Annotated in this window: 13 protein-coding genes; 5 read left to right on the top strand and 8 right to left on the bottom strand. The window is 54.0% G+C overall.

What is annotated here, in order from left to right:
* Positions 1-7 precede the first annotated feature (7 nt).
* The 7 genes from RHH27_RS11170 to RHH27_RS11140 all read right to left on the bottom strand — a co-directional run bounded on the left by RHH27_RS11170 (position 8) and on the right by RHH27_RS11140 (position 8,025).
* Positions 8-241 carry a DUF370 domain-containing protein gene (locus RHH27_RS11170; protein WP_149819402.1) on the bottom strand — a complete coding sequence of 78 codons (234 nt, stop codon included), beginning with the start codon at positions 239-241 and terminating at the stop codon, positions 8-10.
* Positions 235-3,537: a carbamoyl-phosphate synthase large subunit gene (carB, locus tag RHH27_RS11165; protein WP_302678307.1), complete on the bottom strand. Its 3,303-nt coding sequence runs from the start codon at positions 3,535-3,537 to the stop codon at positions 235-237. Before carB ends, RHH27_RS11170 begins: the two co-directional genes overlap by 7 nt.
* Before the next feature lie 120 nt (positions 3,538-3,657).
* Positions 3,658-4,164 (bottom strand): DUF6790 family protein, encoded by a 507-nt coding sequence (locus RHH27_RS11160; RefSeq protein WP_149819398.1) that lies wholly within the window; start codon positions 4,162-4,164, stop codon positions 3,658-3,660.
* A 186-nt stretch (positions 4,165-4,350) separates the two neighbouring features.
* Entirely contained in the window at positions 4,351-4,998 is a 648-nt protein-coding gene (locus tag RHH27_RS11155) for a type II secretion system protein J (protein ID WP_206200187.1), read from the bottom strand.
* Positions 4,999-5,010: 12 nt separating this feature from the next.
* Entirely contained in the window at positions 5,011-5,517 is a 507-nt protein-coding gene (locus RHH27_RS11150) for a GspH/FimT family pseudopilin (protein ID WP_302678306.1), read from the bottom strand.
* A complete protein-coding gene (locus RHH27_RS11145) occupies positions 5,495-6,286 on the bottom strand; it encodes a prepilin-type N-terminal cleavage/methylation domain-containing protein (RefSeq protein WP_302678305.1) in 792 nt (263 codons plus the stop codon). Before RHH27_RS11145 ends, RHH27_RS11150 begins: the two co-directional genes overlap by 23 nt.
* Before the next feature lie 17 nt (positions 6,287-6,303).
* A complete protein-coding gene (locus RHH27_RS11140) occupies positions 6,304-8,025 on the bottom strand; it encodes a hypothetical protein (RefSeq protein ID WP_302678304.1) in 1,722 nt (573 codons plus the stop codon).
* Between the two features lie 394 nt (positions 8,026-8,419).
* On the opposite strand from RHH27_RS11140, the gene RHH27_RS11135 reads away from it, so the two are divergent.
* Both RHH27_RS11135 and RHH27_RS11130 read left to right on the top strand, forming a co-directional pair.
* Positions 8,420-9,724, top strand: coding sequence for an NCS2 family permease (locus RHH27_RS11135; protein WP_206200183.1), 1,305 nt, complete (start codon positions 8,420-8,422; stop codon positions 9,722-9,724).
* Positions 9,725-9,773: 49 nt separating this feature from the next.
* Positions 9,774-10,286 (top strand): adenine phosphoribosyltransferase, encoded by a 513-nt coding sequence (locus RHH27_RS11130; RefSeq protein ID WP_206200182.1) that lies wholly within the window; start codon positions 9,774-9,776, stop codon positions 10,284-10,286.
* Between the two features lie 27 nt (positions 10,287-10,313).
* On the opposite strand, the gene RHH27_RS11125 is transcribed toward RHH27_RS11130, so the two are convergent.
* Positions 10,314-12,011 carry a phospholipase D-like domain-containing protein gene (locus tag RHH27_RS11125; protein WP_302678303.1) on the bottom strand — a complete coding sequence of 566 codons (1,698 nt, stop codon included), beginning with the start codon at positions 12,009-12,011 and terminating at the stop codon, positions 10,314-10,316.
* Between the two features lie 122 nt (positions 12,012-12,133).
* Here RHH27_RS11125 and RHH27_RS11120 point away from each other — a divergent pair, with 122 nt between their 5' ends.
* The 3 genes from RHH27_RS11120 to RHH27_RS11110 all read left to right on the top strand — a co-directional run bounded on the left by RHH27_RS11120 (position 12,134) and on the right by RHH27_RS11110 (position 14,575).
* Positions 12,134-13,363, top strand: coding sequence for an acetate/propionate family kinase (locus tag RHH27_RS11120; protein ID WP_302678302.1), 1,230 nt, complete (start codon positions 12,134-12,136; stop codon positions 13,361-13,363).
* A 169-nt stretch (positions 13,364-13,532) separates the two neighbouring features.
* Positions 13,533-13,964, top strand: a complete 432-nt coding sequence (locus RHH27_RS11115) for a hypothetical protein (protein WP_302678301.1) — start codon at positions 13,533-13,535, stop codon at positions 13,962-13,964.
* A 29-nt stretch (positions 13,965-13,993) separates the two neighbouring features.
* On the top strand, positions 13,994-14,575 hold the full coding sequence (locus RHH27_RS11110; RefSeq protein WP_206200178.1) for a L,D-transpeptidase: 582 nt from the start codon (positions 13,994-13,996) through the stop codon (positions 14,573-14,575).
* The last annotated feature ends 72 nt before the right edge of the window (positions 14,576-14,647 follow it).

Genomic DNA, 14,647 nt, shown 5'->3' with positions numbered 1-14,647 from the left:
GAGGCGTCTAGGGGGGTGGGTTGAGTCGCGCCACCAACGTTTCAGGATGCAGCGCCGAGAGAACGACAATCTCCCCATCCAAGACCAGTACGGCACGAGTCCGCCGTCCGTGGGTGGCATCAATGAGGTGATGATGCTGCCGTGCTTCGAGAATTAGGCGCTTGATGGGGGCAGAGTCGGGGCTGACGATCGCCAGCAGTCGCTGCGGTGAGACGTAGTTGCCAAAACCAATGTTTAGCATTCTGCCCGATGGTAGTCCTGAAGTGCCCGTACCCCGAGGGTTGAGGTTTGCAGGGTTTTAATGGCGGCAGCCGTTGCCTTGGCACCGGCGATCGTCGTCACAATTGGAATCTTGTAGGCAAGGGCGGTGCGACGAATCAATTGGGCATCGGTACGGGCTTCCTGACCCGAGGGCGTATTCAGAATCAGGTGAATCTGCTCATTTTTAATCGCATCGAGGACATGGGGACGCCCTTCATGGAGCTTGAGGATGAGTTCAATATTACTCAGACCCGCCTCAAGCAGAGCATTGCGGGTTCCTTCGGTGGCAATAATCCGAAAGCCGAGGGACTGCAACTCCTGCACCACGGGCACAATCGCTGCCTTGTCGCGATCGCTCATCGATACAAAAACGGTTCCTTTCAAAGGTAACCTTTGATTGGCCGCCAGTTGAGACTTGGCATAGGCAGCACCAAAGGTCATGTCAATCCCCATCACTTCACCCGTAGAGCGCATCTCTGGCCCCAGTACCGTATCCGTACCGGCAAATTTTTCAAAGGGCAGAACCGCTTCCTTAACAGCGACATGGTTGGGAATCTTCTCATCGAGGAAATTGAGTTCTGCAAGCGTTTTGCCTGACATCAGGCGGGCAGCCATTTTAGCAAGGGGAATGCCGATCGCCTTGGAGACAAAGGGCACCGTACGGGATGCCCGCGGGTTGGCCTCCAAAATATAGACCTGCTCCCCTTGTACTGCCAGTTGTAGGTTCATCAGCCCCACCACTTTGAGAGCCTTGGCGAGGGCAATACTCCACCTGCGAATGGTCGCCAACACAGTAGGAGAAAGGGATTGGGTGGGCAAGCTACAGGCAGAATCCCCAGAGTGAATCCCGGCTTGTTCGATGTGTTCCATAATCCCACCAATCACCACGGTACCGCTGGCATCAGCAATGGCATCCACATCCACTTCAATGGCGTTTTCCAGATACTTATCAATGAGAATTGGTCGCTCTGGCTCCACCTGCACGGCTTCGTTCATATAGCGTTCCAGTTCGGCATCGGAATAGACGATTTCCATGGCGCGACCGCCGAGCACATAACTGGGGCGCACCACTACGGGGTAGCTAATGCGCTGGGCAATACTCAGGGCTTCGGCGTAACTGCGAGCGGTGCCATTGGGGGGTTGGGGGATATTCAGCTCCCGCAAGATTTTCTCGAAGCGTTCGCGGTCTTCGGCAATATCAATGCAGTCGGGCGAGGTGCCCCAGATTTGCGTTCCGAGGCGATCGCCATGGGTTTCGAGGTACTGCTGGAGGGGTAAGGCGAGTTTCAGCGGCGTTTGACCGCCAAACTGAATAATAATGCCGACGGGGCGCTCCACCTCAATAATGTTGAGGACATCTTCCTTCGTCAGGGGTTCAAAGTAGAGGCGATCGCTGGTGTCGTAATCCGTGGAAACCGTTTCAGGATTGGAGTTGACCATGATTGTTTCATAGTCATCCGCCCGCAGCGCGTAGGAAGCATGGCAGCAGCAGTAATCAAATTCAATCCCTTGACCAATGCGGTTTGGCCCTGAGCCAAGAATCATTACCCGCGGCTTGCGGGGGGGCAGCACTTCCGATTGCGGGGGCAGTAATTCAACATCGCCGGTATCGGGGTTAATTTGCTCCACCGGCCGCTCATAGGCGGAGTAGTAGTAGGGGGTGTAGGCCTCAAACTCGGCGGCACAGGTGTCCACGGTTTTATAGACGGGAACAACACCGAGGGATTGGCGATAGGCCCGCACCTGATCATCGGTGGTTTTGGTGGCGTAGGCAATTTGGGCATCACTAAAGCCCTGCTGCTTGACCCGCCAGAGATCATCAGCGGTGAGTTGCTCTAGTTTGCTGCGCTTGAGGAATTTTTCCGTTTCTAGCAGTCCCTGCATCTGCCGCAGGAACCACGGATCAATGGCGGTTAGTTCATAAACCTCTTCAACGGTCATCCCCAAGAGGAAGGCGTGGCGAATGGCAAAGATGCGATCGGGATTGGGTGTGCGCAGTTTCCCCCGCAGTTGTTCAAGGCTGGGGAGTTTTTCGGGGCGATCGCACCCCCAGCCGGCGCGTCCGGTTTCCAGCGATCGCAGGGCTTTTTGCAGGGACTCTTGGAATGTGCGGCCAATGGCCATGGCTTCACCAACGGACTTCATTTGGGTGGTCAGCACCGGCTGCGAGCCGGGAAACTTCTCAAAGGCAAAGCGGGGAATCTTGGTGACCACGTAGTCAATCGTGGGTTCAAAGCTAGCGGGGGTTTTCTTGGTAATGTCGTTGGGGATTTCCGGCAGCGTGTAGCCCACAGCCAATTTCGCCGCCATTTTGGCAATGGGAAAGCCAGTTGCCTTAGAAGCGAGTGCTGAGGAGCGCGAGACACGGGGATTCATTTCAATCACGATCACTTCCCCTGTTTCGGGGTTAACGGCAAACTGAATGTTTGATCCGCCCGTTTCTACGCCAATTTCCCGAATGATTTTGATGGCAGCATCCCGCAGCCGCTGATACTCTTTATCCGTCAGGGTTTGCGCTGGTGCGACAGTGATGGAGTCCCCGGTATGGATACCCATGGGATCCACGTTCTCAATGGAGCAGATAATGACCACGTTATCGGCCATATCCCGCATGACTTCTAGCTCATATTCTTTCCAGCCAATCAGGGACTGCTCAATGAGAATCTGCGAGACCGGGCTAGCCTCCAGACCAGCAGCAGCAAGCTCTTCAAATTCCTCTTGGTTATAGGCAATGCCACCACCGCTGCCCCCCAAGGTAAAGGCCGGTCGAATAATCAGGGGATAAACCCCAATCTCTTGGGCGATCGCCCGCGCCTCTTCGAGGGTATTGGCCAAGCCCGACGGACACACCCCCACCCCAATGCGCTGCATTGCCTCCTTAAAGAGCTTGCGATCCTCGGCCATTTCAATGGCGGGTAATTTGGCACCAATCAACTCCACGCCATAGCGATCCAGCACTCCCGATTTTGACAGAGCCACCGCCAAGTTCAGCGCCGTTTGTCCGCCCATGGTCGGCAGTAGGGCATCGGGGCGTTCGGCGGCAATGACTTTTTCCACCATTTCCGGGGTGAGGGGTTCAATGTACGTGCGATCGGCGGTCTCGGGATCCGTCATGATGGTGGCGGGGTTGGAGTTAATCAGGATCACCTCGTACCCTTCCTCGCGCAACGCCTTACAGGCTTGGGTTCCCGAATAGTCAAATTCACAGGCTTGACCAATGACAATCGGACCCGAACCAATAATGAGAATTTTTGAAATATCGGTACGACGAGGCATAGGGACAACGCAGCCAAAGGATTTCAATCACGCCTTCCCTATCCTACACTCCCCCTTGAGATCGCGCCTGTTCTGTTAAGTTGAAAATCACTAGGTCACCAGCTCTGAGGGCGATTGGTGTTAGGATTTACTCACATTCCTATGAGGGTGGGACACATTCCAGCGACTGCGACCCCACAGCAATGTCAAGATCAACGACGGTACGCCAACATCGTAAAGCCAAATCCCCCAGCCAGCATTGTAGGGGGCAAAATTTCCCAGCAACATCTGTTGGTAGTGGCCATAGGCACATCCCAACACATAGACCGAGAAACCAATCCCTGTTGCTGACCAGAACAATCCTCGTTGCCAAATGCAGAGCAGGCCAAGAATCCCAAAGGCCAGATTCGCCATTGCGACCTCAAATTGGAAAGGACTCCCCGGTAACCAGCCAATTTTGCGAGCCGTCGCTGCAGCATCAAACGTATGCACCAACGCACTCATCACCCCCCCAATTCCCACAAAAATAACCAGTAGGTACAGCAAGCTGACATGGATGATCCCTGCCCGTGTACGCTGGTGAGGCTGTCGCCACAAATGCAGACCAATGCCAAGAATAGTCATCAGACTATAAAAAAGCCAAATCATGGTTGCATCCCTATAACAGCAGCAATAGAAAAACGATGACCCTTTTGTCAAACAGGGGGTACGTAAAGTAAAGGGGAGGTCATCCCGTTCCCTAGGAACTTTCACCGTTTTGAGCCTATTCTATCCGAGTGAAGAGGAGAAGCTATCAGTGTTCCCAAAAGTACCTCTCAAGGAATGCTGCTGCCGCTAGGGAGTGGGGGTCGCAGATCCGGATCGCACGGCGGCAAGGGTTTCTGCTTGGTAAACCGTACCCGTTGACTCCACCAAACCAGCAATGCAGAGCTTGACATTGCGATTGTGCTGAACGAAGACGCGAAACCCTCCTTTGTTGGTGCCACTGTCAACAGCGCCCGGCAAGTTATTGGTGCAGTTGGGACTCGTGTTGGCAATGCCATCAATCAACGCATTGGGGGTAGAGTCACCAATTTTTTGGCGATAGAGAATCATCGGGCCTCGCCACACCACATTGCTCGTCTTGGGACGGGTGTAATAGGCCACACGGGTCGTACTGGCGAGGGTGCCGTCGTTCTGTTCCTCTAGGTTATCCGCTGGTTTTTCTATAAACATCACCAACTGGTAGCCACCACTGGGAATGACCCAATCTGGGGGTGCCGTGGTTGAGATGCGAATGGCTGAGCGAATATCATCGGAGATAAAGTCGAGGGCGCGGCTCAGGTTCATGCGGGTAATTGCCTGCTCTTCAACACGACGATTGTTTTGCAGGATAGCCACCATTGCCCAACCACTCATGGCCACAACAATACTGCCAACGGCAGCCGCCACCAGTAACTCCGTCAATGTAAAGCCGCGATCGCTTCTGCGCCAACCCTGCATATCTGTGCCCCTCTAGTTGCGTGCTTGACAGTTGTTGGCAGTCATACCCGTGGTATCCGTTGCAAGGTAACTGCCCGTGCGCATAATCCCCAATCCCAAGGACACCACCAAACAGCGCTGAAGGGTGGGATTATTGGTAGAAGCAATGACAATAGTGCCTGTACTACTGGTGCGCCCCTGAAAGCCAAATCGCACGGAGGCCGTCCCTGTTCCTCGACGCAGGGTTACATTTTCCAGTTGGCGGGAGCCATTGGGCAGACATTGGGGTGGATCTCCCGCGATAGTGGGATTGGTGCCTGTGTTAATCGTCACTCGACAGGCTTGGTTGCGTCGCATTGCCTCCCGCTGCGCTTCCCGTAGTGCCCCCTCTAAGCTTTCAAGAGCTTGGTTGACCCGCTGCGTTTCTAGCCAATAGAGAAAGCTCGGCGTGACAGCCACCGCTAAAATCGCTGCCACCGTCAGGACAATCAGGATTTCAATCAGGGTCATGCCCTGCTCACGGACAGCGGAAAAACGCATTGGGCACTACCTCGGTTGATAGTTGAGCAACGACGCGGTTGTTACTATTGCGCACAGAATAGGCCAGTTCTAGGGTTTGGAAAGGTGCCTCAGCACGGGTGGTGGGTGTGCGCGTCATCGTAAACGTGTCATTGACAATGGGGCGACTATTATTGCTGCTGTTCATCGGCGGAATCAAGGTTTGCAGGTAGGCACCAAAGCCACCATCAATGCCATTGGTTTCATCGGCTTGAATCCGACAGCGGGCATAGACACGAGTACCCGCCCCCCGATAGCCCCCTACTGGCGAGTCCAAGGTAATCGTGTTGTCTGACATAGAGACAATACGGCGTGTGCCCGAGTCCGAACCAATGAGAACGCGATCGCCCACTCGAAACCCATCCGTGGGTGAAGTTACTGGACAGGCACCCCCGGTGCGATACTCTGGGGGCATGGCTTGATCGTAGTCACTTTCACCCGATTGAATGAGTGCCAGTGTTAAGGTGGTGTCATTGCCTTGGGCGGGTGCTGCCAGCTTGCGTTGGGCAAACTTGGTTTGGCAGAGATCGTAGGCAACAATTTTGATATTTTCCAGATCATCTTGAATCCAGTGACTGGCCTCGGCAAATTTACGGGCATCCGCTTGGAAAAAGGCAGCGACAACAATGGCCTGCATCGCCGCTAGGGTAAAGAGGCTAATCACCAGAATGGAAGCCAAGACCTCCGCAAGGGTAAAGCCTTGGGAACGTTGCTGCACCAGCCAGTGGAAATAGAACTTACTACGAGTCATCAACATTACCTCCGAATTTAGTACTGGGCTAGGCGGTTCCAGTTGCTCGCTTCGGTGGTGCGTGCCACAACAATTGAAGCATTGGCATAGTTGCCTCCCAAGGCTTCCGGTAGGCGATCGGGCACCCTGATTTCAGCATTGTTGGAGCTAGAACCATTCCACGTTTTTGCCCAAACTGCACCGAAGATATCTGGCTCGCGACTGCCGCCATTGATGCCTACCTTCGCATCAGGCGCATAAACAAAGACACTTCCTACTGTGGAGCCACCGCTAAGGGTGAATTCTTGGTCAGGTATCGCATTGGTTGGGTCTGGGGGATTGCCATAGATGCGTAGGCGATCGGGCGTGCCGACACCACTGGGAAGTCCCATATTAGCGTCGGTACCGCAGGTGGAACTATTGGGGCTACAGGTGTTGTCAATCCCTGCATTACCACTGAGGGAGATGTTGCGACTGAGGTAGAGGCGAATGGCATAGTTCGTCGTATTAAATGTCACCCTCTCGTTACCACTGAGGTTAATGTTGCGAATGCGATAGGCGTAATAGACTTTCTCTGGGTTGACAATTCGCTCCCCGGGGCGTAGGGGATCAGGGATAAAGAAGGGAATGTTGGGGTCAGGGTCAACGTAGGGGCGATCGCCCGGACGGGGAAAGTTTTGGTCAGTTGTTCTACCTGTAATGTCCTGTGAGTCTTGGGGAGGATTTCGGCCTTGTCCTGGAATCGGAAAGTTGGCGTAGGCACCTTGACTGTAGCCGCCTGCCGCTTGCAGGGCTTGCTGAAAGTCGGTAATTTGACTGGATGGCAACCAACTGGGTAGCGTAGTCAGGGGAACACTCCCTAGCACGGAACCACCCACCGCATCAGGTGCTATAGGAAAAGGCGGTAGGTTAATCTTGTTGATGGCGATCGTCCCCTCAATAATCGCGTTATTGAGCGCTCCGATGGCACTGCGCAGTCCCTGTTGGGTCGGCTGGCCATTTTGGCACTGGGCTTGGGGAACCACACAGTTGGCAGGATTGGTGCAGATCACATTGCCGTTGACGGTGCCAAAGACATCATTGTTGCCGAGGTTAATGCTTTGTGCCAGCAGGCCAGGGAAGTTGGAGGGCACGCTGCGATCCGTAATCACCATCTTTTGCAAGATGAAGGCATTCGCCGGCGAGTTATTGGGCAAGCGACCTTCGATCAACAGGTGTCCTGTTTGCGTTGGCGCATCATAGAGATAGGAGAGAATACGGTAATTGCCCTGCACAGGGGTGCCAATTGTGCCGTTGAGGACAATCGTATTTAGGTTATCGAGGGTAAAGCAGGGGGGCGCATCAGAATCAAGGCTCGCCGCTGTCCATTCATTTACAGCAGGAACATTCAAACCCGTGGTATTGGGCTGACCCACTTTTGTTGCATCCGCTGCGCGACTGATCAGGTAGGGGCGGGCAGGATTAAAGTTCGTATTGTTAGCGGGGTTATAGGTGCGGCGCAGCAGAATCTGGTAGTTGCCATTGAGTAAGCCAAGGGTACGAGCCATACCACCTTCAGCCACCGCAAAGGCCTGCTGGGTTTGTTTTTGCAGGCTGGCAGTGGTCACATCCAGTTGCGATCGCGAGAGCAGGGTTAGGGCAACCACGATCATGATCAGTCCCATGCCCAAGACCAAAGGCAGAGTAAACCCCCGCTGCCGCCGCCGATACCCCGGACGGGGATAGCGACGTTTCAGTGAGCGCACCAGTTTTTTCATCATTGGCCTGTCCTCTATTGCCCCAACCTTTGCTCTATCAATATATCTTGACTACGAGAACTTCGTTGCTGCTGATGCTGAGTTGAATACGCCCTCAATTTTTGGCTTTTATACACAGTTGATATAATTTAACCGCAAACTTGAGAGAGGTGATGTAATCTCGCTCACATCCATGTCCTGCTCCCTATTATACCTTTTCCCAAAAGGCTCCATTTCAAGAGTACTCCAGTATATGCAGTGGCGAATCTCTCTGTTAGGGACAAGTCCAAGCCTTATCAAATTCACTCATACTGGGCTTCAGCGTAAATAAAAGCGTAAATAAACTTGAATAACTCTCGCACAAAGGAGCAACCTCTTGAGGAGACATGGGTACTCACGCTTTAGGGATTGGTGTAATTTGCAGCAAGCACACACCTCACTCCCTACCGAGGCACTGGCGGCACTGACAACATTTCTAACGATGGCCTACATCTTGCCCGTCAATGCACAAATTCTTTCCAATGCCATTTTTCGCGAGCAACCACAAGATTTGCAGGCGGAGTTGGTGATTGCAACCGCCGTGTCTGCGGCAGTGGGTAGCATGCTGATGGGGACTTGGGCAAATTACCCGATTGCGTTGGCCCCCGGCATGGGCATCAATGCCTTTTTTGCTTTTGCGGTGGTGGGGCAAATGGGGCTGCCTTGGCCATTGGCGTTGAGTGCTGTCCTCCTAGAGGGCATTGTTTTTGTGCTGCTCACCTTGACGGGGGTGCGATCGCTGATTGTAAATATGATTCCCATGTCCTTGAAGGTGGCGATCGCTGCCGGGGTGGGGCTATTTATCGCCTACATTGGCCTTAGCAATGCGGGAATTATCATCGCTGATGCCGCCACGAAAACAAAACTCACCACCTTTCAGACATGGCCACCCATCCTCGCTGCCCTTGGGATTCTTTTGACAGCCTTTCTTTGTGCTAAGGGGGTGCGGGGGGCGATTTTTTGGGGGGTGATGATCACCGCCTTAGCTGCATGGCTAGTGGGGGCTGCCCCTTGGCCGACAGGTTTGATCCAATGGCCGCAATGGCCGTCCCATCTCTTTGGTCAAGCCTTGGCGGGTTTTGGACAATTGCAACCGCGGCAGTTGGGGTCTTTTTTCTTGGTCACCTTGGTACTGCTTTTTACCGATATGTTTGACACCGTAGGCACGCTCTCTGCGGTGGGGGTACAGGCGGGGTTTCTCAATCAGCAGGGACATTTCCCCCGCGCTTTGGGAGCCTTTATGGCAGATGCGGTGGGGACAATTGTTGGCGCCCTCTTTGGCACTTCCACCGTGACCACCTATATTGAATCGGCAGCCGGAATTGCCGTGGGCGGCCGGACAGGACTGACGGCTTTAATGGTTGGCGGATTGTTTTTGCTCTCACTGTTTTTTTTGCCGATCACAACCGCGATTCCCAGTTTTGCCACGGCACCAGCGCTAGTGCTTGTCGGTGTCTTTATGGCGCGATCGCTCCCAGACATTCCTTGGTCTGATCTCACGGAAGCAATTCCTGCTTTTTTAGTGGTGTTGGTGATGCCCTTGAGCTACTCCATCAGTGAGGGGCTAGCAGTGGGATTTATTAGCTATCCAATCGTGAAATGGGCGGCAGGCAAAGGGAGGGAAGTGCATCCTGCCCTCTGGGGATTGGCGCTTATCTTTATTGCCCACTACTTTTGGCGTTAGACAAGATCTAAGATAGGATGCTTCTGAACTGATTGGAAACACACTACCTATGGATCTCAAATCCCTGATTCGTGATGTCCCAGACTTCCCTAAGCCGGGCATTTTGTTTCGGGATTTAACAACACTGCTGCAAAATCAGGCGGGGCTGCGCTACGTCATTGACCAATTGGTGGAAAAACACGCCAACGAGGGCATTGACTATGTGGCTGGTATCGAGTCGCGGGGCTTTATTTTTGGTGCCCCCTTGGCCTATCGACTGGGAGCAGGCTTCATTCCTTTACGCAAACCGGGTAAACTTTGTGCTCCCGTCTATGCGGTGGAGTATGAACTAGAGTATGGGCGCGATCGCCTCGAGATGCACCAAGATGCTGTAGAGCCAGGTCGGCGGGTACTCATTGTTGATGACTTGATTGCCACTGGAGGCACAGCGGCAGCAGCGGCGGGTCTGATCCAAAAAGCGCAAGCTGAACTCCATGGCTTTGCCTTTATCGTCGAGCTGACGGACTTGGGGGGACGACAAAAGTTGCCCGATGTGCCGATTACCACCCTTGTAACTTATTAGGTTTATTAAGTGTGACTGACTAGGGCGTTACCACGTCACGCGATCGCGCAAGCGTTCGAGGAGCTTCGGCCCGACACCGGGGACAGCATCTAGATCGGCCAAGGATTGAAAGGGCTTTTGCTCGCGAGCACGGATAATTTCAGCCGCCAGTTTGGGGCCGACGCCCGGTAGGGTTTGCAGTTCCTCTGCGGTGGCCGTGTTCAAGTTCACCCGTGTAGTCGGCGTGCTGGCACGATTTCCTGAAGAGGGGGCAGGTCGGGTGGCAATCTTACCACCACAGGCGGTCAACTGCTGCTGAATGCGATCGCGAATATGCTGCGGCAGCCCCAAACGACTATTGCTATAGAGCCGCTCAAACTCCCGTTCGTAGTGAGCTGCAACCGTAGGATGCTCGATGACCAGCAAGAATTCATCATTACCGCGGTTGGCCGCCTCGGACCAGTTGTGGGAACCCACAATCAGCGTGCGATCGTCAACCACGCCATACTTGTGGTGCAGCTTATCGCCTTCTGGTAGGAGGGGGGTGCCCACCGTTTGAATGGGGTTTTGCCACGGGCGGTTGCCGGCTTCGTAGTAACAGTTGCCTTGACGGGCTTGGGCAGTATTGGCCATCGCTACCCCCATCATATCGAGGGCTTCGCTAAAGTCACGGTAGATAAATCCTGAGTCAATGAGGGCACGAATGCTAACCCCTTGGTTATGGCGTTCCTCAAGCACGTAGGACAACTCCTGATCGGAGAAAACAAAGAGCGCCATATCAATTTTTTGGCGACTGCGATTCAGAGTTTGACCAATGAGGCCGTTGGTAGAGGCCGCCCAGGGTTGCGATCGCGGGGTTGGCGAAAAGCGCACCGTGACCATGGCATCGCCCACAGCCACCCGTTGAGGGGGACGCACTGGCTTTTTGACCCCAAAGCGACTGTTGGGCTGACCACCGGGACCATCCCCCCACATAATGTTGAATTCCTCAGTAAATAGGCGTGCCACCGCGGGGCTATCAATCACCAAGAGGGAGTTGGCATTGCCACGGGTATCGGGTCGTCCCAAGTCGCCATGGACATCACTGAGGGTAAAGTTGGCACTAGTGGCAATGACTTGGCGATTATCAATAACGATAAACTTGTGGTGCATGAGCATACTGCCTTTAGAGCCATCGGCAGTGTCATCAATCCAAGGAATCTTGGCCTCGTTGAGAATCGTCTGCACATCGCGATCGCTGAGTTCCGCTGCACTGAGTTGGCCATCGCCATTGGTATCCACGAGGGCTTTCCAGTCGTTGTAGCGCTCCCGCATTCTCGGATCCATGGCGCTCACTTGCGCAGGGCTGTAGGTTGCCCAAGGCGCAGTGTAGGTATTTTCCATCACCACTCGTACCCGCACTCCCGCCTGCTGCCGTGCTACTAGGGCCTTGGCCAGATTGGGTAGGCGAAACTCCTGCACCGCCACATCAATCGTCTTTTGTGCCTTGGCAATCTGCTCAATCATGATTGCCTCAAGGTCTTCCCCTTCACGGGTATAGGGGCGATAGGGTTCTTGATAACTGTGGGCTTGGGAGTGATTCATGTGTACCGCGATTTGCGGATGTTGAGGCAGCGGGTCTAGGGCAGGGCGGAGAATTGGGTGCGATCGCAATTGAGTGAGCACCACGGCGGCAATTAATAGCCCCAGTAGAAACAACAGCAGATACACACCGTGTCGCCGCCATTTAAGCTTTTGCCAAAACACGCTGACTTCCCCAATGCTTGTCCCAATTCTAGGGCTCTCTTTTTCGCCTCAAGGTGTTCTGCGCTGCATCGGTTGCCACGGGCGCTTGGCTAGGATAGAGGCGATGCTTTTGCAGGCCTGCCATGATCACGGTGCTGGTGTTAAATGCTGGCTCTAGTAGCCTCAAAGCCTGTTTGTATCGGTTAGCACCTGAAATGGCGGCAATGGCTGCCACACCCCCCGCTCCCCTTTGGCAAGGCCTGCTCGATTGGGGACAAGACCCAACGGTGGCGCGGCTCAAGATCACAACTGCCGACCAGCGCTACGAAGCCAGCCTAACCCATCCAGAGGGGGGAATTGCAGGCCTACGGGACTGGCTCAAAACGCTCCTAGACACCCTCACCACTGGCTCGACAACGCTCCTAGAAAGCCTTGCAGAGATTACGATCATTGGTCATCGCGTGGTTCATGGGGGTAGCCATTACCAAGCAGCGGTGCGCGTGGATGCGCAGGTGAAAGCAGCAATTACCGAATTTAGTGAATATGCGCCGCTCCATAATCCAGCCAACTTACTGGGAATGGAATTAATGGCCGACATTTGTCCCCAAACACCCCAAGTTGCTGTGTTTGACACCGCTTTCCATGGGCAATTGCCGGCAGTGGCGCGCACCTACCCTATTCCCTATGAATTGACCAGCGCGGGAATTCAACGCTATGGCTTCCACGGCATTAGCCATCAATACGTCAGTGAACGGGCGGCCACCCTATTGCAGCGTCCCTTAGCAGCCTTGCGCCTAATTACCTGTCACCTCGGCAATGGCTGTTCCCTGACGGCGGTCAAGGGCGGCGTTTCCGTTGAGACCACAATGGGCTTTACCCCCACGGCGGGAGTGATGATGGGGACGCGCTGTGGCGACATTGATCCGGGGATTTTGCTCTATCTGCTGCGGCGGGGCAAGACAGTTGAAGAACTCGATCGCTTGGTAAATCAGCAATCGGGACTGTTGGGGATCTCTGGGGTGAGTAACGATTTACGCCAGATCTTGGCAGCGATTGATCAGGGAAATACCCAAGCGCAGTTAGCCTATGACTGTTTTATCTACTCCCTGCAACGGGGCACTGCGAGCCTTCTGCCGGCTCTTGGTGGTCTGGATGCGTTGGTATTCACAGCAGGAATTGGTGAAAATGCCGCCGGTGTGCGCCGCGATGTCTGCCGAGGGCTAGGTTGGTTGGGAATTGAGTTAGATAGCGCAGCTAACGAAGAGGGTAAAGGCGATCGCGACATTGCGCTGTCGACTGCTCCCGTACGGGTTCTCGTGGTTCAGACCCAAGAGGATTGGGCGATCGCTCGCGCCTGCATACAGCTTCTGTAAGCTGAATTTGCTGAAGAAAACATAAGAAAACATCAAGATTTATGCTCTAGCCTTGACGCCCCAAGGTTGGCGTACGTAGAATGCGGGTAATTATTCACTCCTCAGTATTCAGTTTTCAGTATTCAATCTTTAAATCGTCCAAAGACAAAAAAACATCAGGAGTTGAACTGTGTTGAATCTGCGTCGTACCGCTCTTGTTGCCTTGGCCGCAATGGCAACCTGTACCCCTGTTTTACTTTCTCCCGCCGAAGCCAAGCAGGTGAAGGCTGTGCGGGGCGTTGTCACCAACATTGATGGAGATAATGTCACCCTGCGGCAACCTTGGGGTGAAGAGATTGTGGTGGTGTTTGATCGCAAGCACCGTCAGCGCCCCTTCCGCAAGGAAATTGTTGAAGGTCTGGATGTGGCAGTGATTTTGGATCCAAAGGCCAGTGTGCCCACCGCCAAAATCATCTGTGCCGCCATCGTGCCTGCCCCTGAGTATGTCGCGGTAACCCCCATTCGAGTGCCTCAAGTGGGTGGCTCAGCACCGGCTCCGCGTCCGGCTGCCATTCCCCCCGCAGCACCAGCGCCGGCACCGCCAACACAAATTCTGTTCTAAACATCCTGAGAGAGATCGGAGTTGTTCTCATGTTGGGCTGGGTCAGAGGAAAAACCTTGGGTTTAGCACTGGGGGCGATCGCTATCCTGCCTATGGCTGCTGTGGGTGCTGAAGAATTGAAGGTGAGCCGTGCTTCTGAGTCAGAGCCGTACTTGCCGACCACCTTAGCGCCCTTGGCACTTCCCCCCGTTGGTGAGGCAACTCCGTTTCTACCCGCTTTGGAACGCAAAATTGTCTTGCGCTTGCGGGAGCGCCGCGTCTTTCTCTATGAAGGTGATCAAGTATTAGCCAGCTATCCCGTGGCCGTGGGCAAGCCGGGCTGGGAAACGCCCCAAGGTAATTTCAGAGTGCTGCACAAAGTCGTCAATCCCCAATGGCGTAATCCCTTTACGGGGGTTTTGGTTCCGCCGGGGGGTCGCAACCCTTTGGGCGATCGCCTGATTGTCTTTGCCCCCATGGGAAATAACAACTATGCTGGCTTCCACGGCACAACGAATGAATCTTTGATTGGCCAAGCCGTTTCCCATGGCTGTGTGCGGATGCGCAACGATGATATTCGCGCCCTCTTTGAAAAAATTGAGGTGGGCACACGAGTGATTGTTCAGCCCTAATTGATTTTAATCAAGAAAAACTAATATCATCATTTGGCGATCGCTGGTGACTTTCCCCAAGAGCGATCGCTC

The organism is Thermosynechococcus sp. PP555 (assembly GCF_031583225.1).
In the GTDB taxonomy this organism is placed as follows: domain Bacteria; phylum Cyanobacteriota; class Cyanobacteriia; order Thermosynechococcales; family Thermosynechococcaceae; genus Thermosynechococcus.
The sequence above is the reverse complement of the archived record's forward strand: the minus strand, read 5'-3'. Positions and strand labels throughout refer to the sequence as shown.